This is a genomic window from Bradyrhizobium sp. USDA 4510, from assembly GCF_054059095.1.
This window is the reverse complement of record NZ_JBSSBT010000001.1, coordinates 1,524,835-1,551,753: the sequence shown is the minus strand read 5'-3', so window position 1 is coordinate 1,551,753 and position 26,919 is coordinate 1,524,835. Positions and strand designations below refer to the sequence as shown.

Sequence of the window (26,919 nt, the reverse complement as noted above, 5' to 3'; positions counted from 1 at the left end):
CGGGCGGCGCTCACTGGAGCATTTTCGGTTCTGATTGAATCAGAACCGAAGCTCCAGGTTGCCGCTCGAAAACGCACCAGCCCCGGCAAGTCCATGAAGATCTATCTGGCAGGTCCTGACGTGTTCCTGCCGGATGCCGTGGAGATCGGCCGCCGCAAGGCGGAGGTTTGCGCCTATCACGGGCTGACCGGGCTGTATCCGCTCGACAACAGCATCGATCCCACCGCCGCCGGCGTCTCGCTCACCATCTTCAAGAGCAACGAGGCGATGATGGAGTCTGCCGACGCCATCATCGCCAACTTGACGCCGTTTCGCGGCCCCAGTGCCGACGCAGGCACGGTTTACGAACTCGGCTACATGGCGGGACGCGGCAAACTGTGCCTCGCCTATTCCAACGATCCCACGTCCTACGCCAATCGCGTGGCGCGGCTCAGCCAGGTCGTGCCGGCATCCGACGGACGCCTGATCGATGCGGAGGGGCTGACGGTGGAAGAGTTTGGATTGCCGGACAATCTGATGATGATGCACGCGCTCGACCTGCACGGCAACCCGCTGGTGACCCCGCGCGAGCCGTCGGCCGACCTATGGCACGACCTCACCTCCTTCGAGGCCTGCGTGCGGCTCGCTGCCGCGCAGCGCCGGCAGGCGGCGAAGTGACCAGAGCGGGCGACAACGACAACGACGCATCCGCCGGCAAACGCATCGACGTGCTGCTGGTGGAACGCGGCCTGTTCGAAAGCCGGGCGCGAGCGCGCGCCGCCATCGACGCCGGCCTCGTCACCGCCGACGGCAGGCAGATCGCGAAGGCGTCCGAGATCGTCGCACCGGGCGCGGCACTCTCGGCCGAGCCGGCGCATCCCTATGTCTCGCGCGGCGGCGTCAAGCTCGCCGGCGCGCTCGAGCACTATCCGATTGACGTCGAGGGCCATGTCTGCCTCGATGTCGGCGCCTCGACCGGCGGCTTCACCGAAGTGCTGCTCGCCAACGGCGCAAGCCTCGTGTTCGCCATCGATGTCGGCCATGGCCAGCTGCATCCCTCGCTGCAGGGGCATCCGAAGATCGTCTCCATGGAGGCGACCGACATCAGGAGTTTCGAGGGCAAGCGCCTGCCGGCGCGGCCCGACATCGTGGTGATCGACGTCAGCTTCATTTCGCTGAAGCTGGTGCTGCCGGTGGCGCTGTCGCTGGCGGCAGCTCCGATGCATCTTTTGGCGCTGATCAAGCCGCAGTTCGAGGCGGCGCGCAAGCACTCCAAGCGCGGCGTGATCCGCAACGCGATGGTGCACCAGGAGATCTGCGACGACATCGCCGCCTTTGCCGCCTCGCAGGGCTGCACCGACATTCAGGTGTTCCCGTCATCGATCTCGGGCGGCGACGGCAATATCGAATTCTTCCTCGGCGCGCGCCGTGGCTGAGCTTCTTACCATCGACCATGTCGGCCACCGCGGCGACGGCGTCGCGATCGAGGGATCGCAATCGATCTTTGTGCCTTATGCGCTGGCCGGCGAAACGGTCGAGGTCGACGACGTCCCGGGCAACCATCCCGACCGGCGGCGGTTGCTGCGGGTCGCGCAGGAAAGCCCCGAGCGCATCGCGCCGTTCTGTCCGCATTTCGGCGTGTGCGGCGGCTGCGCGATCCAGCACTGGAACGATGTGCCCTACCACGCCTGGAAGCGCAACATCGTGGTCGAGACGCTGGCGCAGGCGAAGATTGCGGCGGAAGTCGCAGCGCTGATCGATGCCCATGGCGCGGGCCGTCGCCGCATCACGCTGCACGGGCGCATGGGCAGCCACGAGGTCCTCAAGGTCGGCTACGCCGCGGCAGGTTCACACGATATCGTCCCGGTCGATCGCTGCCCGATCCTCGATCCTGCGCTCGACGGCGCGATCGAGGCGGCCTGGGCCACCGCCGAGCCACTGATCGCGATCGGCAAGCCGCTCGACATCCAGGTCACCGCAACCGTCAACGGACTCGACATCGACGTGCGCGGTTCCGGCGCGCTGCCGACCAGCCTGATCACCACTTTGTCGCGCGTTGCGGAGAATCACCGGCTGGCGCGGCTGACACGCCACGGCGAGCTGGTGCTGCAGCGTGCCCCTCCCGAGATTGCGATCGGAAAGGCGAAGGTCGTGCTGCCGCCCGGCTCGTTCCTGCAGGCGACCGTCAAGGGCGAGGAGACGCTGGCCGCGCTGGTTCGCGAGCATTGCGGACGCGCCAAGCGTATCGCCGACCTGTTTTGCGGCGTCGGTCCGTTTGCGCTGCGCCTCGCGGAGAAGGCGCGGATCGCCGCCTTCGACAGCGACACGGGTGCGATCACCGCGCTGCAGAAGGCCGCGCAATCGACGCCGGGGCTGAAGCCACTCAAGGCCGAGGCGCGCGACCTGTTCCGCCGTCCCCTGATGCCGCAGGAGTTGCGCGACTATGACGCCGTCGTGTTCGACCCGCCCCGCCAGGGCGCGCAGGCGCAGGTCACCCAGCTGGCGGCGAGCAAGGTGCCGGTGATCGTCGCGGTGTCCTGCAACGCCGCCACGTTTGCACGCGACGCGAAAATCCTGATCGACGGCGGCTACAAGATCGCAGCCGTCACACCGGTCGATCAGTTCCGCCACACGGCGCATGTCGAGCTGGTGGCGCGGTTCGCGCGCTGACAGGACGGAGCGGCTATCGCTGAGCGCGGGCAGTCTCGCTATAGTCTGCGCCCCATGTCCGACGATCCGCTGCTCGCACGCATCATCCCCGTTATCGCCGCCGTATCGGGCGTCGCCGCCATCGTACTCGGCGGCTCGCGGGCGCGCGGCACGGCGCATGACACCTCCGACACCGATATCGGCCTCTACTATCGGGATGGCGCCGCGCCGGATATCGATCGGCTGCGCGAAGCTGTAACGGGTCTGGTCGACGACCCCGCCGCTGCGCATGTCACGCCGGTCGGCGAATGGGGACCGTGGATCGTCGGCGGTGCCTGGCTCACGATCGGCGGCCGCAAGGTCGACCTGCTCTACCGCAGCACCGATCAGGTCTCTGCTGTCATCGATGCTTGCCGGAACGGCGAGATCAGCATGCACTACCAGCCGGGCCATCCGCACGGCTTCTGCTCGGCGATCTGGATGGGCGAGGTCGCGCTGTGCCATCAGCTGCACGATCCCGACGGCCTCGTCGCGGCGCTGAAGGCGAGGACTGTGCCCTACCCGCCGGCCCTGCGCGATGCGCTGATCCGGCGCTTTCAATGGGAAGTCCTGTTCAGCATCGAGAATGCAGAGCTTGCTCTGCCGCGCGGCGACGGCACGCATGTCGCCGGCTGCGCCTATCGCGCGCTGGCCTGCCTCGCACAGGTGCTGTTTGCTCTGAACGGGCAATATCTGATCAACGAAAAGAGCGCACTGGCGCAGGCCGCGAATTTTCCGGTGACGGTTCGCGGCCTTGCTGGCCGCGCCGCAGAGGTCTGGCGGCAGATCGGTGCGACCGAGCATGCCGCCGCGTTGCAGATGCTGCGCGCGATAGAGAGTGAGCTCCAGAAGATCTGGAGGGCCAGTTAGAACCGTAGGATGGGTAGAGCGCAGCGAAACCCATCATTCGCGCCATAGACATGAATTGATGGGTTTCGCTGCGCTCTACCCATCCTACGAGGTCCACATGATCGCTACCGCCCCCAGCGGTCCTGCCAGATCTTCTCGCCGATCAGGCAATTGACCCGCGGCTCCTTCTCGGCGGTCCGCATGATGGGGCGCTCGGGGGTGCGGCCGGCAACTTCGAGCAGCAGCTTGGTGCGGATCGCCTCCTTGAACTTCTCACGATCCTTGATCGTCACCACGAAGGAGCCCGGTCCGCCGATCACGCAGTCCTCGTAGTAATAGTCGAGATTCTCGATATCCATCGTCGAGTAGGACGGTTCCTTCACCATGATCGGTAGACCGTTGATGACGATGCCCTTGTCGAGCGCCGCATCGCGCGCGGGCGTGATCGGCGTGCCGTTGTTGTTGGGCCCGTCGCCGGAAATATCGATCACGCGGCGCAGCCCGCGATGCGGATTCTCGTCGAACATCGGGATCGCGAAATAGATCGCGCCGGAGATCGAGGTGCGCGAGGCGCGGCGCACCGGCGTCTTCATGATCTCGGCGGCGACCGCATCGGCGGATTCAGGGCCGTCGATCACCCGCCAGGGGATGATGATCTTCTGATCGTTGGAGGCGGCCCATTCGAAATAGGTGATCGAGATCTTGCCGTTCGGACCGGCCTTCAGCGCCTGCAGGAAATCCTTGGAGACGATCGCCTGCGCATAGCCCTCGCGCTGGATCGCGAGCTCGTCCATGTCCATCGAATAGGAAACGTCGACCGCGATGATCAACTCGATGTCGACGCTCGGTGTGGATTCCTTTTCAGCCAGGCGATGGCCGGGTTGGGTTCCCGGGCCGGGCGCGGCAACACCGGCCACATCGCCGCAGGCCAACATGCCCGCGACAAGCACCGCTCCGATCGAGACATACCAGCGCATTGCGGCCCTCCCGTCGTATGAGTGTCATGGTGACACGCAATTCAGGCGGCGAAAAGCGCAGATATCAGCTGTCCTTCACATTCAGGTTAGACGTCCACACTCAAGTCAAACTTCGTTTGTCTCGAATGCGGCAACGCGCGCCGTGCCGTTGCCGCAATGACGCCGTGCAAATCGAACGGTTCCAAGGCGCGCCTGAAGACGGTATTCTTACGGGGCAATCGCGAGGGAGTGCGATGCCAGATACCGTCGTCAAGCCGAAAACCAGGACGAAGACCAAGGTCGAGCGGCCGCGCCTGCACAAGGTGATCCTGGTCAACGACGACTACACGCCGCGCGAATTCGTCGTCACCGTGCTGAAGGGTGAATTCCGCATGACCGACGACCAAGCCTACAAGGTGATGCTGACGGCGCACCAGCGCGGCGTCTGCCTCGTCGCTGTCTTCACCAGGGACGTCGCCGAGACCAAGGCGACGCGCGCCACCGACGCCGGCCGCGCCAAGGGCTATCCGCTGCTGTTCACCACCGAGCCCGAGGAATAGCGCGCCAGCGCCAGATTGCCACAGGCCTTGCCGCGAATTTTAGCGATCGCGGCGACCGGTGCTTTAGGGATCGCATGGCATGAACGCGGCATGTCCGTCGCACTGCGCCAACAGCTTTCACTGCGGAAGACCCGCCCAGAAACCTCGTTCGGGCCGTTTCGCCCCCTGCCCGCTCTGCCCTGGCTCGTCATGGCGGCGGCGCTTCGGATCGTCGGTTTCGGCAGGCCCGGCCTGACGCTGCCCGCGCTGGTGCTGGCCGACATCTGCGTGCTGCTCGCCTTCTTCGCGACAGCGCGGGACTCGATCCAGGCTGCCGGAGGCCAATCGTCGCTCGGCGAATGGACCCTGGCCGAGCAGACCAGACTGTCGGCGTCGATCCTGTGGCGGATCATGCTCGTGATGATCGTGGCATCAGTCGGCACCGCCGCGGTCGGCTTCACGTCGTTTGCTCTGCATTTGATGTGGGGCCTCGACGGCATGGCCTTCGATCAGGACTCCGATCTCGGCCGGTTCTGGAGTGCGGCGATCGCAGCGCTGGTGCTCTTGATCATCGTCAATGCGGAAGGCAATGGCGGCCGTGTCGCACTGTTTGCCGCCGTCAAGGATCTGGGCCGGCATGCGCTGTGGCTCGGCGCCGCGGTGCTGGTGCTCGGTGCGATCAACGTCGCGCTGGGCTACGGTCAGGAGCTTGTCCGCACCGCGATCTGGCACTTCTGGCAGACCGCGACGGTGGGCCAGCCGCTCAAGAACCTGGTCTACGTCGTCTTCATCTTCGGCTTCGCCATGCTGCGGCTGTGGATCACGCTGTCGATCCTGACCTTCGGCCTGAAGCAGTCTTACGCCCGCGGCGGCTAAGGCGCGATGAGATTAGGTTGAATCGTCATCGCGCCTTAGCTCTTTGTTTGAGCATGATCTTTCGGAAAACCGCTTCCGCACTTTTCCGGATCATGCTTTAGCTCGTAGCAGCGACCGGCGCCTCGTCGTACAGGCCGTAGACCCGTTCGGCCTTGGCAAATCCCGCGATCGGAAACTCGCCGAGATCGCTCCAGCCGCCGTCGCTGATGCCGGCGAAGCGCTCCGAGGCCACCACGGTGCGGCCGAGACGGCCGGCGATCTTCTCCAGCCGCGCGGCGAGATTGACCGCCGGACCGATGCAGGTGAAGTCGAGCCGGTTGCCGCCGCCGATATTGCCGTAGAGCACGCGCCCGAGATGCAACGCGAGGCCGAAGCGGAAGCGTTCGACGGCATCGCCATTGGCGAATTGCAGCGCCTCGACGCTGGCGCGGGACGCGCGCGCGGCCTCCAGCACGCGTGAGCAGACCTGCACCTCGTCGCCGAGATATTCGTCGACCGGGAACACCGCGAGCAGGCCGTCGCCCATGAATTTGAGCACCTCGCCGCCATGGTCGCGGATCGCGGTGACCTGGCAATCGAAGTAGAGGTTGAGGATTTCCACCACCGTCTCGGCCGGCAAGCGGTCCGACAGCGCGGTGAAGCCGCGCAGGTCCGACAGCCAGATCGCGGCATCCATCGTATCGGCATGGCCGCGCCGGATCTGGCCGCCCATGATGCGCTCGCCGGCACGGTTGCCGACATAGGTGTCGAGCAAGAGCGAGGCGGTGCGGCGCAGGGTGATGATCTCGATATAGCGCGCCAATGGCACGGTGATCGACCGGATCGCATCGAGCTGCTCCTCGGTGAAGCCACCCGGCTGCTTGGTGGTCCAGCTCGAGGCATTGACGAAGCCGTCGGTATAGACCAGCGGCACGGCGATGTAGTCGGTGACGCCTTCGGCCTGCAGGTCCACGACGATCGGAAACCGGGCGCTTGCGGGATCGTCGAGCCGCGCGCGTACTTCAACACCCTGCCTGAACACGGTCGACAGTGGGCTGACGGCAAATTCCGGGGAGTCCAGGATGTTGTGATCGACGGTGCCGGTTTCGACCTCGGCGCCGGGCTTCCAGAAGAAATGGCGGCCATAGATCTCCGGATGCAGCGTGCGCACGAAGACGCCGATGCGCCACAGCGGCAGGCCGGCCCGCACCAGGCGCTCGCAGCATTCCGCCATCATCTGCGGCGGGGTCGGCGCCGACCGCGCGCCGCCGATCATCCATTCGATGATGTCCCGAAGCTCCGACGCGTTCATGGCATTCCCCCGGGGCGGTCTGGCGACCGCCACTATATAAGGGATCAGCGCCCGGTCTGCCCGCGGTCGCGCAGAAAATGATCGGCCAGCACGCAGGCCATCATGGCCTCGCCGACCGGTACCGCCCGGATGCCGACGCAGGGGTCGTGGCGGCCCTTGGTCAGGATGTCGGTATCCGCGCCCTTGCGGTCCACGGTCCGGCGCGTGGTCAGGATCGAGGACGTCGGCTTGACCGCAAAGCGCACCACCACCGGCTGCCCGGTCGAGATGCCGCCGAGGACGCCGCCGGCATGGTTGGACAGGAAACGCGTTCCGTTGTTGCCGGTCCGCATCTCGTCGGCGTTCTCCTCGCCCGACAATTCGGCGGCGCCGAAGCCGGCGCCGATCTCGACGCCCTTGACCGCGTTGATGCTCATCATCGCCGCCGCCAGGTCGCTGTCGAGTTTGGCGTAGATCGGCGCGCCGAGGCCGGCTGGCACGCCCTCGGCGACGACCTCGATGACGGCGCCGATCGAGGAGCCGCTCTTCCTGATGCCGTCGAGATAGCTTTCGAAGAACGCCGCCTTGTCCTTGTCGGGACAGAAGAACGGGTTGTTCGCAATCTCGTCCCAGTCCCACTTCTCGCGGTCGATCTTGTGCGGCCCCATCTGCACCAGCGCGGCGCGCACCTTCACCTCGGGCAGCACCTTGCGCGCGATCGCGCCGGCCGCGACGCGGGTCGCGGTCTCGCGCGCGGAGGAGCGTCCGCCGCCGCGATAGTCGCGCAGGCCGTATTTCGCTTCATAGGTGAAGTCGGCATGGCCGGGCCGGAACTTGTCCTTGATCTCGGAATAATCCTTCGAGCGCTGGTCGGTGTTCTCGATCAGCAGCGCGATCGGCGTGCCGGTCGTCACCTGCGCGCCGGTTTCCGGATGCGCCATCACGCCGGACAGGATCTTGACCGCATCCGGCTCCTGGCGCTGGGTGGTGAAGCGCGACTGGCCGGGGCGGCGGCGGTCGAGGTCGTGCTGGATCTCCTCCGCGGTCAGGGGGATCAGCGGCGGGCAGCCGTCCACGACGCAGCCGATCGCGACTCCATGGCTCTCGCCGAAGGTCGTGACGCGGAACATATGACCGAAAGTATTGAAGGACATGGCGTGTCGTAACGCGCAGAGGCAGCGGGGTCAAACAGCCAAGCTGTCATTCCGGGGCGATGCGGAGCATCGAACCCGGAATCTCGAGATTCCCCGGGGCGCAATTGCGCCCCTGAGGTTCGTTTCGTGCCCCGGAATGACAGTGCAAGTTAACTATGCTTCCGCAGCCCCTGCTCACCGAATACGTAGACCGCCCCCTGCTCGATATAGAGTTCGGCGGCCGAGGCCGGCGTCTCGAAGCCGAGCGCCACCATCAGCGCCCGCGCCGTACCGCCATGGGCGACCGCGACCGTGTCCGACGTCACCGAGCGGTACCAGTCGGTCATCCGCACCTGCACGTCGACATAGCTCTCGCCGCCGGACGGCGACACCGTCCACTTCTCGGCCAGGCGGCGGGCATACAGCGCGGGGTCCGCAGCCTGCGCCTGCGCCAAGGTCGAGCCCTCCCACGTCCCGTAGCCGATCTCGCGCAGCCGCGCGTCGAGCGCGTAGTCGCCCGGCGGCAGGCCGAGCTCGGCGCGCACCAGCTCCATGGTGGCACGCGCCCGGATCAGCGGGCTTGCGACGAACGGCAGCGTCGCCTTGTCACGGCGGTCGCGCGCGAGGAGATCGCCGAGGATGCGCCCGGCATGCGCGGCCTGGGCGCGACCGCGCTCATTGAGGGCGATGTCCTGCACGCCCTGGAGCCGCCCTTCGGCGTTCCACGCGGTCTCGCCGTGGCGGATGTAATAGATCGTCGGTACCGGCATTCCCGTAACGGCTGGTCCCTGCTGCGCGAGAGGTCGGCCGCCTCAAGGCTTCCACGCTTCGAATTTTTTCGGCTCGGAGGTACACCAGCACTTCGGCTGGCGACAAGCCCAAATCGGCCGCAGCTTGGGCGGTATGCGCGCAGATCGGCGCAGACGGAATAGCCACGCCGCCAGGGTGTTATGTTGACAAGGCGGCTATCGCCGAGACCATCGAAGACTGGGATGCATGACCGCGTTTCGTCAAAGTGTCGAAGCCATGATACCGGCGCTGCGTCGCTATGCGCGCGCGCTGGCGCGTGACACGGATATCGCCGACGATCTGGTGCAGGACACGCTGGTGCGGGCGCTGCGCTCGGAGCGGCTGTTTCTCGGCGGCGACGTCAGGAGCTGGCTCTACACGATCCTGACCAATCTGAACAAGAACCGCCGGCGCTCGCTGGCGCGGCGGCCGGCGTTCGTGCCGCTGCTCGATAACAATGCCGACGCCAGCGGCACCGAGGCCGAGGGACGCGACATCGAACGCGCGCTGTCGACGCTGGTCGAGGAACAACGCTCGGTGCTGCTGCTCGTCATGCTGGAGGGCATGAGCTACCGCGAGGTCGCCGATATCCAGGGCGTGCCGATCGGCACGGTGATGTCCCGCCTCGCCCGCGCACGCGCCCATGTCCGGGCCTCGATCGAGGGCCAGCGCCCGGCGCTCCGGCGGGTGAAATGATAATGTGCGCGATGGCCGGCGTTATGCATGAACGATTTTCGAACAAGATTTGGCAGAGACGACTGATATGACCGACTCGAACATTCCCGTCACCGAAGACGAGTTGCACGCTTACGTCGACAACGAGCTGCCAGCCGAACGCCGCGGCGATGTCGAGGCGTGGCTTGCCGCGCATCCCGACGACGCGGCGCGGGTGCAGTCATGGCGTGCGATGGCCGAGACACTGCATGCACGCTACGACACCGTGCTGGACGAGGCGGTGCCGAAACGGCTCGAGCTCGAGCGGCTGGTGCGCCAGCCGCGCCGCTGGGTCTATGGCGCGGTGGCGGCGACGGTCATGGCCTTCGTCGCCGGTGGCGGCGCCGGCTGGATCGCGCGCGGAGCGGCGGCGACGCCGTCGGCATTCCAGAGCTTCACGGTCGATGCACTCGATGCGCATCGGCTCTACGTGGTCGAGGTCCGGCATCCCGTCGAGGTGCCCGGCAGCGAGCGCGACCACCTGCAGCAATGGCTGACCAAGCGCTGCGGCTGGGACGTCCGCGCGCCGGAGCTGACCGGGCTGAAGCTGGTCGGCGGCCGCCTGCTGCCCGGACCGAGCGGCCCGGCGTCGTTCCTGATGTATGAGAGCACGTCGGGTGAGCGGTTCACGGTCTATACCGCCAAGGTGAAGACCGAGGCGACCCAGATGCGCTATGCCGTGCAGGGCAGCGACGGCGCGCTGTTCTGGGCCGATCGAGGCGTCGCCTATGTCGTCAGCGGCGGCACCGATCGCACGCGCCTGACCCAGGTCGCGCAGGCCGTCTACGATCAGATGGAGAAGAGCGGCGGGTGATCTTCCGTAATTTTACGGAAGATCAGGTCGTCGAAATTGCGTCATTTCGAGCAAGTGAATCCAGCCTCACTCAGCGTCCCAATTCCGACATCGAAAACTTCGATTCGCGTCATCGACGCGTCTCATTATCGCACCGGATGCTCACGCGAAGATGATCCGCGCCCGATCCGCCGATCGGCGCACGCGGCCTCGATTGGGGTTTTGTGTACCGCGCTGGTCCCCCTCTCGAGGCCGCACTCCTTTTCCGTCATCCGGTCTGCACGCCGCAGACCTCGGACGGCCCGTCATCCTTTGTGACGCGCTCACGATGCCCGCGTCTACCCCGATAGAGTCCGGGGTAGTGCAGTGTCGCGTCTTCGCGTCTTTTGGGGCGCGTTATCGGCGGTCAGCCGAGATCGCTACGCGGATTGTAGGGTTTTTGATCCCGCCATGTCTGCATCAATGCCTCAAGCTCGGCATCGTTCCCGTCGGGAAGGATGATGCGGGTCGTGACATAGAGGTCGCCGGTCGCGCCCGCCTTCGACAGCCCCTTGGCCTTGAGGCGGAAGGTACGGCCGCTCGAGGTGTTCTTCGGGATCGACAGTTCGACCGCGCTGCCGAGCGTCGGCACGCGGACCTTGCCGCCCAGCACCGCCTCGTAGAGGGTGATGGGCAGGTCGATCCTGAGGTCGTTGCCGTCGACCTTGAAGAACGGGTGCGGCGCGACCGAGATCGTGATCAGAAGATCGCCGGGCGGATGGCCTTGCGCGGTCTCGCCCTGCCCCTTCAGCCGGATCTGCTGACCCGCAGCAACCCCGGGCGGAATCTTGACGTTGAGCTCGCGGCCGGTCGGCAGGCGGACGCGCTTGTCGCCGCCCCTGACCGATTCCTCCAGCGACACCGTCATAGCGACCGAAAGATCGAGGTCGACGCCGACCCCGCCGCCGTCAAACTCGAACGGACTGGCCCGGCCCGCGCGGCTGCCGCCTCCGCGAGCCGCATTGCCAAACATGCTGTTGAGGATGTCCTCGAAGCTGCCGCCGCCCATGCCGCCGCCGGGCCCGGAGCGGAAACTGTACTCGAAGCCGCCCGGACCGGCACGGCCGCCGGCACCGCTGCCGCCAGGGAAACCCTGGAAGCGCGGCTTGCCTTCGGCATCGATCTCGCCGCGGTCGAACTGCTTGCGCTTGTCCTCGTCGCCGACGATCTCGTTGGCCGTGTTGATCTCCGCAAAGCGGGCCGCCGCCTTCGGGTCGTTCTTGTTGTTATCAGGGTGATGCTTCTTGGCGAGCTTGCGATAGGCGCTCTTGATCGTCGCAGCGCTGGCGCTCCGCTGCACCCCCAAGACCTCATAGGGGTCGCGCATCCGTCACGTCTCCTTCACGGGAAAAATCAGTCCTGGCCGGGAACCCGTCCGGGCCCACTTTACCTTGATGTGGGGGCTCAGTGGCATTTTTGCAACTAGTCCGGCTTCGCCGGAATTCTCAGGATTTTCTCCAGGGCTTCAGGCTATGGATTTCCCACCGCCCTTGTCCAGCCTTGCATGCGGCGCCCTGCAGCCAGCTCTCGGTGGCTCCGTTGACGTAGCTGGCAAGGAAATCCCGGCACGTCTTGCCGTCCTCGCCCGAGTAGGCCTGGGCCAGCGGCGTCACCGAGCCGCGCGCGCCGGTTTCAGGATTTTCCCAGGGCTGGCTGGAATCCTTGTCGCCCTTGGTCAGCACGTCGGAGGCGGCATTGCGGGCGAAGGCGAGATCGCTGTCGGTCGGCATCACCGCATTGATCTGGGTCGGCCTGATCGAGCCCGTCACATCCTTGTCGTCCAGCTTGGCGAAGGCGTCGCTGCGCGACAGGCTGCAGCCGCTTGCGCCGACGCCGATCAGGATCAATGTCACCACCGCGCCTGCGGGGTGGATCGCCGATAGGCCAACGCGCCCCCATGCCCTATATAGGGCTAGTAACGCGCTTGCAGACGCGGGCGGATGCAAATCGGGACTCCTGACATGACCGACACGACCTCCATCAAACACCCGACACCGTTAACATCGGGTGATTTCACCGCGGCGGAGGAGCCGTTCGCCCTGTTCGCCGAATGGTTTGCGGAGGCGATCAAGTCCGAGCCGAACGATCCGAACGCGATGGCGCTTGCGACCGTCGATCCCGACGGCCTGCCCGACGTGCGGATGGTGCTGATGAAGGGCTTCGATGCCGACGGCTTCGTGTTCTACAGCCACATTGCGAGCGCCAAGGGCCGCGAATTGGCCGCAAATCCCAAGGCTGCTTTACTCTTCCACTGGAAATCGCTGCGCCGCCAGGTGCGCATCCGCGGGCCGGTCACGCCGGTGACCGATGCCGAGGCCGACGCCTATTTCGCCACCAGGCCGAAGCAGGCGCAGATCGGCGCCTGGGCCAGCAAGCAGTCGCAGCCGCTGGAGAGCCGCTTCGCATTCGAGCAGGCGATCGCCAAGACCGGTGCGAAATACGTCATCGGCGAGGTGCCGCGGCCGCCGGGCTGGAGCGGCTGGCGGATCACGCCGCAGCGCTTCGAGTTCTGGCACGACCGCCCGTACCGCCTGCACGATCGCATCGAATTCCGCCGCGACGGCGCCGGCAGCGCCTGGTCGAAGGTGCGGCTCTATCCCTGAAAGCTGCGACCGTCATGGCCGGGCGAAAGCGCGAAGCGCATCTTCGTGTAAGATGACCCGGCCAGCGACGTCTTGATCCCAAGTCATCCCAAGTCGTTCGAAGGCGTGGATGCCCGGCACGCCGCCGCGCATGACGAAAACGAAAGAAACCGTCGATGCCCCACCCATCCAATGCGCCGCGGCGCACGCTGCTTCTGACCGGCGCAAGCCGCGGCATCGGCCATGCCACCGCGATCCGGTTCTCGTCCGCCGGCTGGCGCGTCATCACCCTGTCGCGGCATGCGTTTCCCGAGGTCTGCCCCTGGGGCGCCGGGCCGGAAGACCACATCGAGGTCGACCTCGGCAGCCATGACGACACCGTTCGCGCGATCTCTGAGATCCGCAGGCGGCTCGAGAACGATGAACTGCACGCGCTGGTCAACAACGCCGCGATCTCGCCGAAGGCTGCGGGCGGCGGCCGGCTCGGCACCATGGACACCGACATCGAGACTTGGACCCACGTTTTCCACGTCAACTTCTTCGCACCGATCATGATCGCGCGCGGGCTGATCGAGGAGTTGAAACACGCCAAGGGCGCGGTGGTGAACGTCACCTCGATCGCCGGCTCGCGCGTGCATCCGTTTGCCGGCGCGGCCTATGCGACGTCGAAGGCCGCGCTCGCGGCGCTGACGCGCGAGATGGCATCGGACTTCGGCCGCGTCGGCGTCCGCGTCAACGCGATTGCGCCGGGCGAGATCGATACCTCGATCCTATCGCCCGGCACCGAGAAGATCGTCGACCAGCAGATCCCGATGCATCGCCTCGGCACGCCGGACGAGGTCGCCAAGATCATCTACGTTCTCTGCACGGAGACCAGCTCTTACGTGAACGGTGCGGAGATCCACATCAACGGTGGTCAGCACGTCTGAGCTTGGGAAGAGCCGTATTTCGGGGAAGGAAGTTTTGAGGCGATCCCGGCCGCCGCCGCGGCCGTCATTGGGATTGCTTCACTTGCAGGCGTAACAACGCAAACGAGGCTTCTGCCTCCGAGGCTTCGGCCTCTAGTCTGCGTAGAACCGACGCGACTTCTTCTCGGGCTGCCGCAGCGCGACGTCGTTCAGCGCGCTGGAGCATTCGTCTTCGTCCTCGCCATCCAGCAACGCAGCGCCACAGTAACGGCAAAGTCTCGGCGAGATCGCCTGCACCTTGCCTGCTGCGCGGTCCTGTTGATAGCGCGCAAAGTCGATGACGTTACGCCGTGGCGTTATGATCTTCTCAACCATTGCTGTCCTCCGGCTTCGAGGCGGGCGTTATCGCAGACAAGTTTCGCCCAAACGTTCAGCGCAACGCTCAAATTTTAGCAGAGGAAATAAGGCAGGAAGCGCGTCCCAAAACGCGACGCGTGGAACCGGTCTACAGCCACTTCTTCCACTTGAAGATCCAGTACGGCACGACAGCCGCGATCAGCATCAGTACCAGTGCATACGGATAGCCGTGCGCCCATTCGAGTTCCGGCATCACCTTGAAATTCATGCCGTAGATCGAGGCGATCAGCGTCGGCGGCATCAAGACCACCGCCATCACCGAGAACAGCTTGATGATGTTGTTCTGTTCCAGATTGACCACGCCGAGCATGGCGTCGAGCACGAAGGTGATCTTGTTGGAGAGATAGGAGGCGTGGTCGGTCAGTGAGGCCACGTCACGCTGCATGGTCTTGAGCTGCTCGCGCATGTCCTTGGACCATTTCACGCCCTCGACCACCGCGGAGAGAAAGGTGACGAGGCGGCCGATCGAGACCAGGCTTTCGCGAACCTTCGAGGTCAGGTCGCCCTTGCGGCCGATCGCGATCAGAATCTGCGAATATTGCTTGGCGTGGCCGTGGCGCTCGCTCTCCGGCTCGAAGATGTCGTGGGACACCTGGTCGATATCGGCCCCGCAGCGCTCCAGAATGTCGGCGCAACGGTCGATCACCGCGTCCAGCAGTTCCATCAGCACCTGCTCCCCGGTGATGCTGGGGGAACAGGCGCGCGCCAGCTTGTTCTCGACCAGCGCGAACGGCTTCGGCAGGTCGTAGCGCACCGTCACCAGCCGATGACCGGTGAGGATGAAGGTCACCGCCGTGGTGCGCGGCATGTCGGTGTCGGACTGGCACATCAGCGTCGCGGTCATGTAGCGCGCGCTGTTCTCGATATAGAGGCGGCTGGAGATCTCGATCTCCTGCATGTCTTCCCGGGTCGGCACCGCGATCCCCGCGAGCTTCTCGACCGCCCGGTCCTCCTCAACGGTCGGATTCACCAGATCGACCCAGACCGCTCCCTCGGGCAGCGCGCCGAGGTCGGTCGCCGTGGCCTTCTTGAGCGAAAACTCGGACGGAACGAACACCGACAGCATCACGAACTCCACGAAACAGGGCTGGCAGGACCCGCCGACTTAGCGCGATTCTGGGGGGCGCTTCATGACCGGGGTATTAACCGGGCATCCATACTTGTGGCGGCCAAGCGGCAGCGACGTGACGCCGACTCGTCGACCGTTGCCTGTTTGCACAAAAACCAACCCGGCACCAGAACAGTTGCGGCAAAAAAGCCACAGACAGCGTCCCGCGATGCGGGAAAGGCATCTAGACTCTGGGAATAATGGCACGTTTCGGCAATAATGCCGGTAATGGAATCGTGGCGTTTGGGGCGTAATAGTGGCGCTTTCGGGCGCGGATTTTCGATTGGAATGTAATCATGTCGTCGCTCAAAGTTACCCTCGGGATCCTGGCCGCGGGCCTGATGTTGTCGGGCTGCATGCAGGCCACAACCTATGAGGCAACCAACACCGCGAACTTCAAGCCGCGTGACAAGGAACTCCTGGCCAAGACCACCTACGTCAAGACGCCGGTCGCTGAACCGTTCCGCCGCGCCATCGTCGAGTACCACCGCAAGGAAGCCCCCGGCTCGATCGTGGTCGATTCCGACAACCATTACCTCTATTACGTGCTGAACGACGGCAAGGCGATCCGCTACGGCATCACCGTCGGCGAGGAAGCCATGGCCTGGTCCGGCATCGCCAAGGTCGGCAGCATGACCGAATGGCCGGCCTGGCACCCGACCCCCGGCGAAATCTCGCGCCTTGGCGTCCCGACCTTCGTGGCCCCGGGCCCGGACAATCCGATGGGCTCGCGCGCGATGTATCTCTATTCGGGCGGCAAGGACACGCTGTTCCGCATCCACGGCACTAACCAGCCGGAATATATCGGCGCGTCGATCTCCTCGGGCTGCATCCGCATGACCAACGAGGACGTCATCGACCTCTACAACCGCGTCAAGCTCGGCACCATCGTCGTGGTGCTGGAGCCGAAGCACGGCGACTCGCCCTACAAGCCGCAGATGGCGCTGCAGGGCGGCGGCGGCACGACCTACTGATCCAATCGCAATCGCGATCAAAAGCGCCGGCTTTGCCGGCGCTTTTTTGTTGGCTGCGGTTTGGTCTCTGCGCTGCGGTCGGGCGCGGTCGCATCATCTGATTTTGTGGCGTCCGGCTTGCCGGTGCCAGACTTGCCGTGGTCAGCTTTGGATGTGTCCGCTTTCGGCGCGTCGGATTTGGCGGCGACCTCGCGCGGCGGCGCCTCTTCGGGGCGCTCGGCCGGCAACAGCGGCGCGACCTGCGGCAGCGGGTCGTCCACGTTCCACTGGCAGATCCGGTAATTGTTGCGACGCTCGATCAGGTCGAGATGGATGTGGTCCTCGTGGTACCAGTCCGAGCCCGGACCGAGCACCGTGGAGAAGCGGGCACAGACCGAATGCAGCACGGTCTCGCGCAAGGTCCGCGGCACGCTGCGGTCGGTCAGCGAGATCGACTTGCCGTTGGCGAGACCGAGCGCGCGGACGTCGAGCGCATTGGCGCGGCCGTGCTCGGAGAGCTGCGCTCCGGCGACCCGATTGCGGCCGCGGCACTCGAACGAGTCGAAATTGTCGAGATTGCTGATCCCGCCCCCGAGGCTCTGCGCGAGCGGCGCGATATCGGTGCGGACCCAGTCGGCGACCGCAGCGGCCATCTTGCAGCGGAGGATCGCGGCGGGCTTGACCGCGACCTTGCGCTTGTCCGCCAGCACGATCGCCTCGAGCCGCACCAGATCCTCGCCGCCGCAGCCCCCGGCGCCGTGGATATCCGGAATGCTCGGGGCGATCGCGATCTCCTCGGTCAGCGCCTGCCGGCAGGCCGAAGGCTGCGGCGCGGCGGGCTCGGCCGGCTTGGCGGCATCAGCGGGCTTGGCCGTCTCGCTGGGCCTTGCCGCCTCGGCAGGCGCGGCAGGCTGCGTTTTGGCTGTGGCGGGAGGCTCCGCCGGCGCCTCAGCCGGGCGTGGCTTCGGCAGCGGCACCGCTGAGCGGCGGGCTGCCTTGTGCGGCCTTTGCGGCCGGGTGCCGAACAGATCGTCCCACGGAAAGCTGGGCGCGCGGCGGGTGGCCTCGGCGGGGCCTGCTTGCATGCCAAGGCAAAGCAGCACGGCGGCGGCGGTAACCATTGCCGCGCCCCCGCGACGAAACGCGCCAACAGGCCATTTTCGGCTTGCTTTCTCCGCGCTAAAGTTCATGTCAGTTCCATGATTTTACTGCCGGCCGTCCAAGATGCCGGCGGATCATGTGTGAGGATCGAGGAGGGATTCGCGTATGCTTGGTTTGATGCAAGATTGGCCCTTGCTGTGTCACAAGATTATTGAGCACGCCGCCAAATATCACGGCACACAGGAAGTCGTGACGCGGTCGGTCGAAGGCCCGATTCATCGCACCACCTACGCCCAGATCCACACCCGCGCACTGAAGGTCTCGCAGAGCCTGGAACGTGACGGCATCAAGCTCGGCGACCGCGTCGCCACCATAGCCTGGAACACCTGGCGCCACCTCGAGGTCTGGTACGGCATCATGGGGATCGGCGCGATCTGCCATACGGTCAATCCGCGCCTGTTTCCGGAGCAGATCGCCTGGATCGTCAACCACGCCCAGGACCGCATCGTCATCACCGACCTCACCTTCGTTCCGGTGCTGGAGAAGATCGCAGGCCAGCTGCCGAGCGTCGAGCGCTACGTGGTGCTGACCGACAAGGCGCACATGCCGCAGACCACGCTGAAGAACGCGGTCGCCTATGAGGACTGGATCGCGGCATCCGACGGCAAGTTCGAGTGGAAGACCTTCGACGAGAACACCGCGGCGGCGATGTGCTACACCTCCGGCACGACGGGCGATCCCAAGGGTGTACTTTATTCGCACCGCTCCAACGTGTTGCACGCGCTGATGGCCAATTCGAAGGATGCGCTCGGCACCTCCGCGTCGGACACAATGCTTCCGGTGGTCCCCTTGTTCCATGCCAACAGCTGGGGCATCGCCTTCTCCGCGCCGTCGATGGGCACCAAGCTCGTGATGCCGGGCCCGAAGCTCGACGGCGCCTCGGTGTACGAGTTGCTGTCGACCGAGAAGGTCACGCACACCGCCGGCGTGCCGACGGTGTGGCTGATGCTGCTGCAATACATGGCCGCCAACAACGTCAAGCTGCCGGATCTGCAGATGGTGATCTGCGGCGGGTCGGCGATGCCACGCTCGATGATCCAGGCGTTCCTCGACATGGGCAGCCAGGTGCGCCACGCCTGGGGCATGACCGAGATGAGCCCGCTCGGCACGCTGGCGACGTTGAAGCCACCGTTTACCGAGCGCACCGGCGAGGAGCGGCTCGACATCCTGCAGACCCAGGGCTATCCGCCGTTCGGCGTCGAGATGAAGATCACCGACGATGCCGGCAAGGAGCTGCCGTGGGACGGCAAGACCTTCGGCCGTCTCAAGGTTTCGGGCCCGGCGATCGCCAAGGCCTATTTCCGGGTCGACAGCAACATCCTCGACGATGCCGGCTATTTCGACACCGGCGACGTCTCGACGATGGACGAGCACGGCTACATGCGGATCACCGACCGCTCCAAGGACGTGATCAAGTCCGGCGGCGAATGGATCTCCTCGATCGATCTCGAGAACCTCGCGGTCGGCCATCCGGCGGTCGCGGAAGCCGCCGTGATCGGTGTCCATCACCCCAAATGGGATGAGCGGCCGCTGCTGATCGTGCAACTCAAGCAGGGCCAGAGTGCCACGCGCGAGGACATCCTGAAGTTCATGGACGGCAAGATCGCCAAATGGTGGATGCCCGACGACGTCGCCTTCGTCGACGGCATTCCCCACACCGCGACCGGCAAGATCCTGAAGACGGCGCTGCGCGACCAATTCAAGGATTACACGTTCCCGACCGCCGCGGCGTGAAAACAAACGCTCGTCATGCCCGGGCTTGACCCGGGCATCCACGACTTCATCGTGCGGCAAGACATGGATGGCCGGGTCATAGGCGAGCGCAAGCGACGCCGTCCTTCGGACGGCTATGCGCGGCCATGACGATTCGGGGTAAAGCCCAAATCCCTTGAATTCGCCGCAGGTCCGTGGTCTCACACGACTGATCGCGGCGGCCGAGGTCGCCTGAGGACATCTCAACCGGCAGATTTTTCGACGATGGCGCGCAGGTTTTCCGCTCCCTACCAGCAGGAGCCCGTGTCCGGTCTCGCCACCTGGTCGCGCAACCTCGCCATCTTCTCCGTCGTCGCGGTGGTGGTCTCGATCCTGATCGTCCGCTTCGGGTTCCTGGAGGTCAAGCCGGCGCTGGCGACCTTCTTCGGCGCGCTGGGCCTGGCCGGCCTGTCGATCCTGCTCGGGCTGGCCGCCTTTGCCGCGATCTGGCAGAACGGCACCCGCGGCATGGGCCGGATCCTGCTCGCGCTGCTGATCGACGCGGCGATCCTCGCCTACCCGGCCTACCTCATCTATCAGTACCGCAAGCTGCCGCGGATTTACGACGTCACCACCGACGCGATCGACCCGCCGAAATTCGAGGCGCTGGCGCGGCTGCGCACCGGGGAAGGCACCAATCCTGCCGCCTATGCCGGCCTCTATTCGGCCGAGCGGCAGCGCGCGGCCTATCCCGATATCGAAACCGTCGAGCTCGAAACCCCGGTCGACCGCGCCTATGAGCTGACGCTGCGGCTGGTGAACCGCCGCAAATGGCTCGTCATCGACGCGCGCGCGCCGCAGCCGCCGCGCCGCATCGGCCGCATCGAGGCGGTAGCGCGGACGCCGATCATGGGTTTCCGCGAGGACGTCTCGATCCGGGTCACGCCTGACGACGAGGACTCTCGCGTCGATATCCGCTCGGCGTCGCGCTATTTCGACACCGATCTCGGCAGCAACGCCGCCCGCGTCAAGAAGCTGATCGAAGACCTCAACAGCGCGGCCGAGAACGACAATGCCAAGCCGGCGAAGAAGGCGGCGCCTGTCGCGCCAAAGGCGCCGCCGGCGAAGACGGTGAAGAAGTGACGCGGTAGCGTCATTCCGGGGCATCGCGCAGCGATGAACCCGGAATCTCGAGATTCCGGGTCTGGTGCTTGGCACCATCCCGGAATGACGAACTAGGCCAATCGGTACGTCCCGCCGATCACGGGATCGCCGTCCGTCGCCACGACGCCGCGTGCGACCAGGTCCTCCAGATGCGCCAGCACCGAATAGCCGGCGGCATTGGCGAGCCGCGGATCGAGCCCGATATAGATCGCCCGCACCATGGTTGGAATGTCGGCCTCGCCCTTGCCGAGACGATGCAGGATCGACGCCTCGCGCGCCCGGCGATGCCGCGCCAGGAAGCGGACGTAGCGCGGGCCCTCCGGAATCTCCGGGCCGTGGCCGGAGAAATACAGCTGCTCGGGCCGCTGTTCCAGCCGCTCCAGCGAGGCCATGTAATCGATCATCGAGCCGTCCGGCGGCGCCACGATCGAGGTCGACCAGCCCATCACATGATCGCCGACGAAATTGATGCTGCGCTCGGCCCAGGCGAACGCCAGATGGTTGGCGGTGTGGCCGGGGGTCGCGACCGCCTCCAGCGCAAAGCCAGCGCCCTCGATGACGTCGCCGTGCTTGACCTGCACGTCGGGTCGGAAATCGCGGTCGGCGCCGGATTCCGGATTGTGCTTTTCGCTCTCGAAGCGCGGCCGCGAGGCGCGGTGCGGCCCCTCGGCATAGACCGGCGCGCCGGTCGCGGCCTTGATCCGCGGCGTGTTCGGCGAATGGTCGCGATGGGTATGGGTGACCAGGATATGCGTCACGGTCTCGCCCTTGACCGCATCGAGCAGCGCCTTGGCATGCGCCTCGTCGTCGGGACCGGGATCGATGATCGCGACCTTCCCCTCGCCCACGATGTAGCTGACCGTGCCGGTGAAGGTGAACGGGCTCGGATTGTTGCAGAGGACACGGCGAACGCCGGGGCGAACCTGTTCGACCACGCCGGGCTTCAGCGGAAAGTCGCGGTTGAACGGGATGTCGTCGTTGTCGGCCATGGGGATTTTCTCTGCATCGTCATTCCGGGATGGCCCGCAGGGCCAGACCCGGAATCTCGAAAGAAGGGAAAGGAACGCGGCGCGAGATTCCGGGTTCGCGCCGTCCAAATCGGCTGTTGCCGACTTGGACATTTAAGATCTGCCGAACTCGGGTAAACCTGAGTTCGGTTGGCGCGCCCCGGAATGACGAGCAAGCGCCCTTACGAGAACGCCTGGATGCCGGTGATCGCGCGGCCGAGGATCAGCGCATGGACGTCGTGCGTGCCCTCATAGGTGTTGACCGTCTCGAGGTTCGCGGCGTGACGCATCACGTGATACTCGATCTGGATGCCGTTGCCGCCGTGCATGTCGCGCGCCATGCGGGCGATGTCGAGCGACTTGCCGCAATTGTTGCGCTTGACGATCGAGATCATCTCAGGGGCCATCTTGCCCTCGTCCATCAGGCGGCCGACGCGCAACGAGGCCTGCAGGCCGAGCGCGATCTCGGTCTCCATGTCGGCGAGCTTCTTCTGCACCAGCTGGGTGGCGGCGAGCGGCCGGCCAAACTGCTTGCGGTCGAGCGTGTATTGCCGCGCGCGGTGCATGCAGTCCTCGGCAGCGCCCAATGCGCCCCAGGAGATGCCGTAGCGGGCGCGGTTGAGGCAGCCGAACGGGCCCTTGAGGCCGGAGACGTTGGGCAGCAGCGCGCTTTCCGGCACCACCACATTGTCGAGCACGATCTCGCCGGTGATCGAGGCGCGCAGCGACAGCTTGCCGCCGACCTTCGGCGCCGACAGGCCCTTCATGCCCTTCTCGAGAATGAAGCCGCGGATCTGGTTGTCGTGCGCAGCCGACTTGGCCCACACCACGAACACGTCGGCGATCGGCGCGTTCGAGATCCACATCTTGGCGCCGTTGAGCTTGTAGCCGTCGGCGACCTTCTCGGCGCGGGTCTTCATGCCGCCGGGATCGGAACCGGCATCCGGCTCGGTCAGGCCGAAGCAGCCGACCCATTCGCCGGTCGCGAGCTTGGGTAGATATTTCTTGCGCTGGTTTTCGTCGCCATAGGCGTAGATCGGATACATCACCAGCGACGACTGCACCGAGTTCATCGAGCGATAGCCGCTATCGACGCGCTCGATCTCGCGCGCCACGAGGCCATAGGCCACGTAGCTCGCATTGGCGCAGCCATATTCCTCGGGCAGCGTCACGCCGATCAGGCCGAGCTCGCCCATTTCGTTGAAGATCTCGCGGTCGGTTTTCTCTTCCAGATAGGCCTTGGTGACCCGCGGCAGCAGCTTGTCCTGCGCATAGGCCCGCGCAGTGTCGCGGATCAGGCGCTCGTCTTCGGTGAGCTGGTCGTCGAGCAGGAACGGATCATCCCACTGGAAGCTGGCGGCAGCCGGCTTGTCCTTGGCCTGGGGGCGCACGCTCATGAAACATCCTTTCGCATCGTCTATCGGAAATTGGCGGATAAATTAAAGCGCTATGCTGCGAAGCGCAATTGAATTGGGACCTTCGTCATTCCGGGGCGATGCGTCAGCATCGAACCCGGAATCACAAGATTCCGGGTTCGCGCTATCGCGCGCCCCGGAATGACAGTGCTAGGTCTCCAGCTTCTCGTTCGACACGATCTCGATGCCGAAACCTGACAATCCCTTGTAGTCATGCACCGACGAAGTCAGGTGCCGGATCGAGGTGACGCCGAGATCACGCAGGATCTGTGCGCCGACGCCGACCTCGCGCCACTGCCTGTGGCGATCGGCCTCCGCCGTCTTCTGCTCGCCAACCGGCTCGACCGGAACACCGGCGGCACCATCGCGCAGATATACCAGCACGCCGCGGCCGGCATCCTTGAAATGCCGCAGCACGGCTTCCATTCGCGCCGGCCCGGTGAACAGGTCTTTCACGATGTTCGGCTTGTGCAGCCGCGTCAGCACGTCCCGGCCGTCGCCGATGCCGTTATAGACGAAGGCGGCATGCATGATCTCATCGAACGGCGAGCGATAGGCGTAGCCCTGCAGCGGGCCGATCGGGCTTTCGGTGGTGAAGGTCGCGACCCGTTCGATCAGCTTCTCGCGCGCCTGGCGATAGGCGATCATGTCCGCGATCGTGACATGCTTGAGCTTGTGGGCGGCGGCGAATTTGGCGACCTGCTCGCCCTTCATCACGGTTCCATCGTCGTTCATCAGCTCGCTGATGACGCCTACCGGCGGCAGGCCGGAGAGCCGGCACAGATCGACCGCCGCCTCGGTGTGGCCGGAGCGCAGCAGCACGCCGCCGTCGCGCGCGATCAGCGGGAAGATGTGGCCGGGACGCGCGAAATCATTGGCGCCGGCATTGGGATTGGCGAGCGCGCGGCAGCAGGAGGCGCGTTCCTCGGCCGAGATGCCGGTGCCACCATCGGGCTTGTAGTCGATCGAGACCGTGAAGGCGGTGGTGTGGTTGGACTCGTTGTGCGCCACCATCGGGTCGAGCCGCAGCCGGCGGGCATCCTCGGTGGTGATCGGCGCGCAGACGATGCCGGAGGTGTGGCGGATGATGAAAGCCATCTTCTCCGCCGTACAGAACGACGCCGCGACGATCAAATCGCCCTCGCCTTCCCGGTCGTCATCGTCGGTGACGACGACGAGTTCACCCTTCGCAAAGGCTTGCAGCACTTCCTGGATCGTATCGGCCATTGTCCTGACATCTCGCTATATGCAGGCAGTGGATTAGCCGGGTTCCGATGTCAGCGCCAGTATCATTATGCAACCCGCCATGCATCCGGCAGGGATACCAGGAGGGGAGATTTCACCTCTCCCAAAGGGAGAGGTCGGATCGCATCGCTCGATGCGATCCGGGTGAGGGGTTCAGCCCTCTCGTGGGACTCGAGCCGCCTCACCCGCTGCGCAAATCGACCTCTCCCCGATGGGGAGAGGTGATGGACAGCCTTGAGACCGGCGTTACGGCAGCACCTCGCGCCGGTCGCTGAGCTGGGCGTCCAGCTCGGCGCGCTTGTCGTCGAGCAGGCCGGCGTCGGCCGCCTCGATCACGGAATAGAGCTCGCCGGCGTCGCTGAGCCGGGTCACCGTCACGTAGTCGGCGCCGGCGCTGTAGAGGTCGTCGACGCCGGTCAACAGGTCCGCGGTGGCAACGATCCGCGCGGTCGGATTGAGGGCGCGGACGTGGCGCACCAGCTTCTCATTGTCGGCGCCGACCAAGAGGAAATCCGGCACGCTCAGGATGATGATCTCGGCCTTGCCGATGCCGGCATGAACCAGGGTGTCGACATTGCTGATGTCGCCATAGATCACATGCATGCCGCGGTCGGACAGCGTGCGGAACACCAGCGGGTTGAAATCGATGACGCTGATCTGCTCGAGCAGCGACTGGTTCTGCCGCTCGATCTGGCTGATCAGCGCGCTCGCCGCGCGGAAAAAGCCGAGGATGACGATGCGCCGGATCTCGCCATGTCCGCCCTCGTGCCCGGCCTCGCCGCGGCCCTGGCCTTCCTGATCGAGGTCGCGCAGCCCGATCCGCTTCAACGGACCGATCAGGCCGCGCACGATCTGGTCGCTGCGCCCCATCGCGAAGGTCGAGAGCACCGCCAGCACGACGAAGGCGAACGAGGCCGCACTCGCGGTTTCGGTTCCGATGTGGTTGGCGGCGACGCCGGTCTGGATCACGACCAGCGAGAACTCGGAGATCTGCGCCAGGTTGATCGCCGGCAGCAGGCTGGCACGCAGGCCCTGCTTCATCAGATAGAGCGGCGTGAACGTCGTGATCAGGCGGCTCGCCACCGTGAAGGCCGCGATGACGAGCGCAAGCCAGATCACCGAGAGGCCCGGAATCGGGATCGTCATGCCGAGCGCGACAAAGAACAGCGTGATGAAGAAATCCCGCAGCGTCGTGACCTTGGCGGTGACGTCGAGCGCATAGGGAAAGGTCGAGATCGAGACGCCGGCGACCAGCGAGCCCATCTCGCGCGACAGATGCAGCCGCTCGGCGATCTCGCCGATCAGGAAGCACCAGGCGAGCGCGCCGAGCAGCACGAGCTCGGGCCGCCGCGCGATCTGGTGGAACAGCCGCGGCAGCACGTAGCGGCTCAGCACCAGCGCGGTCGCGACCAGCACCGCGACGCGGGCAATCGACAACAGCACGACGCTGATCTGCAGATTGTCGAGGCTCGGCTGCACCGCCAGGAACAGGATCGCGAAGATGTCCTGCAGCACCAACACGCCGAGCGTGATGCGGCCCGGCAGCGTATCCAGCTCGCGCTTCTCGTAGAGCACCTTGACGATGATCACGGTCGACGACAGCGAGCAGGCGACGCAGAGATAGATCGCGTCGAACTTGCCGCCGCCGACCGCAAGCCCGATAGCGGCAAAGAACGCCACGCCGATCAGGCAGCCGCCGATCAGCTCGCCGGCTCCCGCGAACAGGATGACCTTGCCGGCACGGATGATCTTCTTGAGGTCGATTTCCAGCCCGATCATGAACAGCATGAAGATCAGGCCGAGCTCGGAGATGACGCTGATCGATTCCTGGGACTTGACCCAGCCCATGCCGAATGGACCAATGAAAAAGCCGGCGATAAGGTAGGCCAGTATCAGCGGTTGCCGGGAGAAGTGGGCGAGCAGCCCAATCCCCCAGGCAAACAGGATACAGAGCGTGATATCGGGAATCAGTTCATGCATGCGTCAAAGACTTCCTGTTGCCGCAACCTAGAGGGCCGGGCGTGAGGATCAACCGAGCAATGTGTCACATCCGCGCAGGCGGCATTTTTCTCGCAGTTTTGCTCTGCCTGCTCACCGTGCGCATGTCAGAGGCGCTAGCACAATCCTCGGCAAGTATTGAACAAAATTTCGCGAACTCGTTGGCGACGGTGCCATCGGAGGGCCTCACCGCCTCCGGTGCATTCTACGTGCCGGTGTATTCCAGCGTGTCGATGAGCCAGGGCAAGCTCAGGGCCGATTTTTCGGTGACGCTCAGCGTGCACAACGCCTCCGAGACGAAGCCGCTAGTGCTGAAGCGGATCGCCTATTTCGACACATCAGGCAAGATGGTGGAGAGCTACCTTAAATCGCCGGTCGCGCTAAAACCGTTTGCGACCGTCGAGGTCGCGATCGCCACGACCGATACCCGCGGCGGCACCGGCGCGAATTTCGTGGTCGATTGGGCGGCCGCCGGCGAGATCGCGGAACCGGCGGTCGAGGCCTTGATGGTCGGCAGTGTCGGCGCAGGGCACTACGCCTTCATCAGCCAGGGCCGGCCGATCCGGCCGGTCGGCAAGAACTAACCTCATGGAAGGCCGCTTGCCGCGGCCTTCTCAACGATAACAACACGGAGCGAAACGTCC

The 26,919-nt window shown here is 65.3% G+C and carries 27 protein-coding genes; 14 read left to right on the top strand and 13 right to left on the bottom strand.

Annotation, left to right across the window (positions count from 1 at the left end):
• Positions 1–93 precede the first annotated feature (93 nt).
• Genes ACVMDN_RS06880 through ACVMDN_RS06865 form a run of 4 tightly spaced genes read left to right on the top strand, consistent with a single transcriptional unit; the run spans position 94 to position 3,537 of the window.
• A complete protein-coding gene (locus ACVMDN_RS06880; protein ID WP_456835451.1) occupies positions 94–657 on the top strand; it encodes a nucleoside 2-deoxyribosyltransferase in 564 nt (187 codons plus the stop codon).
• A complete protein-coding gene (locus ACVMDN_RS06875; RefSeq protein ID WP_253587659.1) occupies positions 654–1,415 on the top strand; it encodes a TlyA family RNA methyltransferase in 762 nt (253 codons plus the stop codon). The genes ACVMDN_RS06880 and ACVMDN_RS06875 overlap by 4 nt, the downstream gene beginning before the upstream one ends.
• Positions 1,408–2,649 carry a class I SAM-dependent RNA methyltransferase gene (locus tag ACVMDN_RS06870; RefSeq protein ID WP_456835452.1) on the top strand — a complete coding sequence of 414 codons (1,242 nt, stop codon included), beginning with the start codon at positions 1,408–1,410 and terminating at the stop codon, positions 2,647–2,649. The genes ACVMDN_RS06875 and ACVMDN_RS06870 overlap by 8 nt, the downstream gene beginning before the upstream one ends.
• A 54-nt stretch (positions 2,650–2,703) precedes the next feature.
• Complete coding sequence (locus ACVMDN_RS06865) at positions 2,704–3,537, top strand: nucleotidyltransferase domain-containing protein (protein WP_456835453.1); 834 nt, start codon at positions 2,704–2,706, stop codon at positions 3,535–3,537.
• A gap of 104 nt (positions 3,538–3,641) precedes the next feature.
• Here ACVMDN_RS06865 and ACVMDN_RS06860 read toward each other — a convergent pair whose 3' ends face one another.
• The gene (locus ACVMDN_RS06860; RefSeq protein ID WP_057015213.1) at positions 3,642–4,493 is read right to left on the bottom strand and encodes a DUF1194 domain-containing protein; all 852 of its coding nucleotides are present in this window, start codon (positions 4,491–4,493) and stop codon (positions 3,642–3,644) included.
• 233 nt (positions 4,494–4,726) lie between these two features.
• Here ACVMDN_RS06860 and clpS point away from each other — a divergent pair, with 233 nt between their 5' ends.
• On the top strand, positions 4,727–5,032 hold the full coding sequence (gene clpS, locus ACVMDN_RS06855; protein WP_456835454.1) for an ATP-dependent Clp protease adapter ClpS: 306 nt from the start codon (positions 4,727–4,729) through the stop codon (positions 5,030–5,032).
• Between the two features lie 90 nt (positions 5,033–5,122).
• Positions 5,123–5,887, top strand: a complete 765-nt coding sequence (locus ACVMDN_RS06850; RefSeq protein WP_456835455.1) for a hypothetical protein — start codon at positions 5,123–5,125, stop codon at positions 5,885–5,887.
• A gap of 97 nt (positions 5,888–5,984) precedes the next feature.
• Here the strand turns inward: ACVMDN_RS06850 and ACVMDN_RS06845 are convergent, their stop codons facing one another.
• The 3 genes from ACVMDN_RS06845 to ACVMDN_RS06835 form a co-directional block, all read right to left on the bottom strand.
• Positions 5,985–7,178 carry an adenylate/guanylate cyclase domain-containing protein gene (locus ACVMDN_RS06845; RefSeq protein ID WP_456835456.1) on the bottom strand — a complete coding sequence of 398 codons (1,194 nt, stop codon included), beginning with the start codon at positions 7,176–7,178 and terminating at the stop codon, positions 5,985–5,987.
• 44 nt (positions 7,179–7,222) lie between these two features.
• Positions 7,223–8,311 (bottom strand): chorismate synthase, encoded by a 1,089-nt coding sequence (gene aroC / locus ACVMDN_RS06840; RefSeq protein ID WP_456835457.1) that lies wholly within the window; start codon positions 8,309–8,311, stop codon positions 7,223–7,225.
• A gap of 149 nt (positions 8,312–8,460) precedes the next feature.
• Positions 8,461–9,060, bottom strand: coding sequence for a histidine phosphatase family protein (locus tag ACVMDN_RS06835; RefSeq protein WP_168857197.1), 600 nt, complete (start codon positions 9,058–9,060; stop codon positions 8,461–8,463).
• 226 nt (positions 9,061–9,286) lie between these two features.
• On the opposite strand from ACVMDN_RS06835, the gene ACVMDN_RS06830 reads away from it, so the two are divergent.
• Together ACVMDN_RS06830 and ACVMDN_RS06825 are read left to right on the top strand one after the other, a co-directional pair.
• Positions 9,287–9,775 (top strand): sigma-70 family RNA polymerase sigma factor, encoded by a 489-nt coding sequence (locus ACVMDN_RS06830; RefSeq protein ID WP_016844579.1) that lies wholly within the window; start codon positions 9,287–9,289, stop codon positions 9,773–9,775.
• Between the two features lie 67 nt (positions 9,776–9,842).
• On the top strand, positions 9,843–10,607 hold the full coding sequence (locus ACVMDN_RS06825; protein ID WP_076828982.1) for an anti-sigma factor family protein: 765 nt from the start codon (positions 9,843–9,845) through the stop codon (positions 10,605–10,607).
• Positions 10,608–10,992: 385 nt separating this feature from the next.
• Here ACVMDN_RS06825 and ACVMDN_RS06820 read toward each other — a convergent pair whose 3' ends face one another.
• A complete protein-coding gene (locus ACVMDN_RS06820; RefSeq protein WP_253624181.1) occupies positions 10,993–11,952 on the bottom strand; it encodes a DnaJ C-terminal domain-containing protein in 960 nt (319 codons plus the stop codon).
• Positions 11,953–12,070: 118 nt separating this feature from the next.
• Positions 12,071–12,478: an RT0821/Lpp0805 family surface protein gene (locus ACVMDN_RS06815; RefSeq protein ID WP_057015270.1), complete on the bottom strand. Its 408-nt coding sequence runs from the start codon at positions 12,476–12,478 to the stop codon at positions 12,071–12,073.
• A 108-nt stretch (positions 12,479–12,586) separates the two neighbouring features.
• Here ACVMDN_RS06815 and pdxH point away from each other — a divergent pair, with 108 nt between their 5' ends.
• Positions 12,587–13,228 carry a pyridoxamine 5'-phosphate oxidase gene (gene pdxH / locus ACVMDN_RS06810; protein ID WP_057015208.1) on the top strand — a complete coding sequence of 214 codons (642 nt, stop codon included), beginning with the start codon at positions 12,587–12,589 and terminating at the stop codon, positions 13,226–13,228.
• 155 nt (positions 13,229–13,383) lie between these two features.
• The gene (locus tag ACVMDN_RS06805) at positions 13,384–14,136 is read left to right on the top strand and encodes an SDR family NAD(P)-dependent oxidoreductase (protein WP_018270354.1); all 753 of its coding nucleotides are present in this window, start codon (positions 13,384–13,386) and stop codon (positions 14,134–14,136) included.
• Positions 14,137–14,268: 132 nt separating this feature from the next.
• Here ACVMDN_RS06805 and ACVMDN_RS06800 read toward each other — a convergent pair whose 3' ends face one another.
• Both ACVMDN_RS06800 and ACVMDN_RS06795 read right to left on the bottom strand, forming a co-directional pair.
• The gene (locus ACVMDN_RS06800; RefSeq protein ID WP_063709281.1) at positions 14,269–14,490 is read right to left on the bottom strand and encodes a hypothetical protein; all 222 of its coding nucleotides are present in this window, start codon (positions 14,488–14,490) and stop codon (positions 14,269–14,271) included.
• Positions 14,491–14,620: 130 nt separating this feature from the next.
• Positions 14,621–15,598, bottom strand: coding sequence for a magnesium transporter CorA family protein (locus tag ACVMDN_RS06795; RefSeq protein ID WP_168857199.1), 978 nt, complete (start codon positions 15,596–15,598; stop codon positions 14,621–14,623).
• Between the two features lie 338 nt (positions 15,599–15,936).
• Between ACVMDN_RS06795 and ACVMDN_RS06790 the strand changes: the two genes are divergently transcribed.
• Entirely contained in the window at positions 15,937–16,614 is a 678-nt protein-coding gene (locus ACVMDN_RS06790) for a L,D-transpeptidase (protein WP_057015206.1), read from the top strand.
• 17 nt (positions 16,615–16,631) lie between these two features.
• On the opposite strand, the gene ACVMDN_RS06785 is transcribed toward ACVMDN_RS06790, so the two are convergent.
• Complete coding sequence (locus ACVMDN_RS06785) at positions 16,632–17,783, bottom strand: extensin family protein (RefSeq protein WP_456835458.1); 1,152 nt, start codon at positions 17,781–17,783, stop codon at positions 16,632–16,634.
• A 76-nt stretch (positions 17,784–17,859) separates the two neighbouring features.
• Here ACVMDN_RS06785 and ACVMDN_RS06780 point away from each other — a divergent pair, with 76 nt between their 5' ends.
• Positions 17,860–19,488 carry a fatty-acid--CoA ligase gene (locus ACVMDN_RS06780; RefSeq protein WP_057015204.1) on the top strand — a complete coding sequence of 543 codons (1,629 nt, stop codon included), beginning with the start codon at positions 17,860–17,862 and terminating at the stop codon, positions 19,486–19,488.
• 243 nt (positions 19,489–19,731) lie between these two features.
• Complete coding sequence (locus tag ACVMDN_RS06775) at positions 19,732–20,589, top strand: DUF1499 domain-containing protein (protein WP_057015203.1); 858 nt, start codon at positions 19,732–19,734, stop codon at positions 20,587–20,589.
• Positions 20,590–20,681: 92 nt separating this feature from the next.
• Here the strand turns inward: ACVMDN_RS06775 and ACVMDN_RS06770 are convergent, their stop codons facing one another.
• The 4 genes from ACVMDN_RS06770 to ACVMDN_RS06755 form a co-directional block, all read right to left on the bottom strand.
• Entirely contained in the window at positions 20,682–21,599 is a 918-nt protein-coding gene (locus ACVMDN_RS06770) for an MBL fold metallo-hydrolase (protein ID WP_057015202.1), read from the bottom strand.
• 200 nt (positions 21,600–21,799) lie between these two features.
• Positions 21,800–23,014, bottom strand: coding sequence for an acyl-CoA dehydrogenase (locus ACVMDN_RS06765; RefSeq protein ID WP_028334515.1), 1,215 nt, complete (start codon positions 23,012–23,014; stop codon positions 21,800–21,802).
• A gap of 168 nt (positions 23,015–23,182) precedes the next feature.
• A complete protein-coding gene (ribB, locus tag ACVMDN_RS06760; protein WP_028334516.1) occupies positions 23,183–24,259 on the bottom strand; it encodes a 3,4-dihydroxy-2-butanone-4-phosphate synthase in 1,077 nt (358 codons plus the stop codon).
• Between the two features lie 264 nt (positions 24,260–24,523).
• Positions 24,524–26,257 (bottom strand): cation:proton antiporter, encoded by a 1,734-nt coding sequence (locus tag ACVMDN_RS06755; RefSeq protein WP_057015201.1) that lies wholly within the window; start codon positions 26,255–26,257, stop codon positions 24,524–24,526.
• A gap of 59 nt (positions 26,258–26,316) precedes the next feature.
• Here ACVMDN_RS06755 and ACVMDN_RS06750 point away from each other — a divergent pair, with 59 nt between their 5' ends.
• Positions 26,317–26,859: a DUF3124 domain-containing protein gene (locus ACVMDN_RS06750; RefSeq protein WP_063790050.1), complete on the top strand. Its 543-nt coding sequence runs from the start codon at positions 26,317–26,319 to the stop codon at positions 26,857–26,859.
• Positions 26,860–26,919 lie beyond the last annotated feature (60 nt).

Excerpts from the sequence above, each read along its gene's own strand:
- ACVMDN_RS06880 (WP_456835451.1), top strand. The coding sequence starts at position 94 with ATGAAGATCTATCTGGCAGGTCCTGACGTGTTCCTGCCGGATGCCGTG.
- ACVMDN_RS06865 (WP_456835453.1), top strand. The coding sequence starts at position 2,704 with ATGTCCGACGATCCGCTGCTCGCACGCATCATCCCCGTTATCGCCGCC.
- ACVMDN_RS06860 (WP_057015213.1), bottom strand. The coding sequence starts at position 4,493 with ATGCGCTGGTATGTCTCGATCGGAGCGGTGCTTGTCGCGGGCATGTTG.
- clpS (WP_456835454.1), top strand. The coding sequence starts at position 4,727 with ATGCCAGATACCGTCGTCAAGCCGAAAACCAGGACGAAGACCAAGGTC.
- ACVMDN_RS06850 (WP_456835455.1), top strand. The coding sequence starts at position 5,123 with ATGTCCGTCGCACTGCGCCAACAGCTTTCACTGCGGAAGACCCGCCCA.
- ACVMDN_RS06845 (WP_456835456.1), bottom strand. The coding sequence starts at position 7,178 with ATGAACGCGTCGGAGCTTCGGGACATCATCGAATGGATGATCGGCGGC.
- aroC (WP_456835457.1), bottom strand. The coding sequence starts at position 8,311 with ATGTCCTTCAATACTTTCGGTCATATGTTCCGCGTCACGACCTTCGGC.
- ACVMDN_RS06835 (WP_168857197.1), bottom strand. The coding sequence starts at position 9,060 with ATGCCGGTACCGACGATCTATTACATCCGCCACGGCGAGACCGCGTGG.
- ACVMDN_RS06830 (WP_016844579.1), top strand. The coding sequence starts at position 9,287 with ATGACCGCGTTTCGTCAAAGTGTCGAAGCCATGATACCGGCGCTGCGT.
- ACVMDN_RS06825 (WP_076828982.1), top strand. The coding sequence starts at position 9,843 with ATGACCGACTCGAACATTCCCGTCACCGAAGACGAGTTGCACGCTTAC.
- ACVMDN_RS06820 (WP_253624181.1), bottom strand. The coding sequence starts at position 11,952 with ATGCGCGACCCCTATGAGGTCTTGGGGGTGCAGCGGAGCGCCAGCGCT.
- pdxH (WP_057015208.1), top strand. The coding sequence starts at position 12,587 with ATGACCGACACGACCTCCATCAAACACCCGACACCGTTAACATCGGGT.
- ACVMDN_RS06805 (WP_018270354.1), top strand. The coding sequence starts at position 13,384 with ATGCCCCACCCATCCAATGCGCCGCGGCGCACGCTGCTTCTGACCGGC.
- ACVMDN_RS06800 (WP_063709281.1), bottom strand. The coding sequence starts at position 14,490 with ATGGTTGAGAAGATCATAACGCCACGGCGTAACGTCATCGACTTTGCG.
- ACVMDN_RS06795 (WP_168857199.1), bottom strand. The coding sequence starts at position 15,598 with ATGCTGTCGGTGTTCGTTCCGTCCGAGTTTTCGCTCAAGAAGGCCACG.
- ACVMDN_RS06790 (WP_057015206.1), top strand. The coding sequence starts at position 15,937 with ATGTCGTCGCTCAAAGTTACCCTCGGGATCCTGGCCGCGGGCCTGATG.
- ACVMDN_RS06785 (WP_456835458.1), bottom strand. The coding sequence starts at position 17,783 with ATGAACTTTAGCGCGGAGAAAGCAAGCCGAAAATGGCCTGTTGGCGCG.
- ACVMDN_RS06780 (WP_057015204.1), top strand. The coding sequence starts at position 17,860 with ATGCTTGGTTTGATGCAAGATTGGCCCTTGCTGTGTCACAAGATTATT.
- ACVMDN_RS06775 (WP_057015203.1), top strand. The coding sequence starts at position 19,732 with ATGGCGCGCAGGTTTTCCGCTCCCTACCAGCAGGAGCCCGTGTCCGGT.
- ACVMDN_RS06770 (WP_057015202.1), bottom strand. The coding sequence starts at position 21,599 with ATGGCCGACAACGACGACATCCCGTTCAACCGCGACTTTCCGCTGAAG.
- ACVMDN_RS06765 (WP_028334515.1), bottom strand. The coding sequence starts at position 23,014 with ATGAGCGTGCGCCCCCAGGCCAAGGACAAGCCGGCTGCCGCCAGCTTC.
- ribB (WP_028334516.1), bottom strand. The coding sequence starts at position 24,259 with ATGGCCGATACGATCCAGGAAGTGCTGCAAGCCTTTGCGAAGGGTGAA.
- ACVMDN_RS06755 (WP_057015201.1), bottom strand. The coding sequence starts at position 26,257 with ATGCATGAACTGATTCCCGATATCACGCTCTGTATCCTGTTTGCCTGG.
- ACVMDN_RS06750 (WP_063790050.1), top strand. The coding sequence starts at position 26,317 with ATGTGTCACATCCGCGCAGGCGGCATTTTTCTCGCAGTTTTGCTCTGC.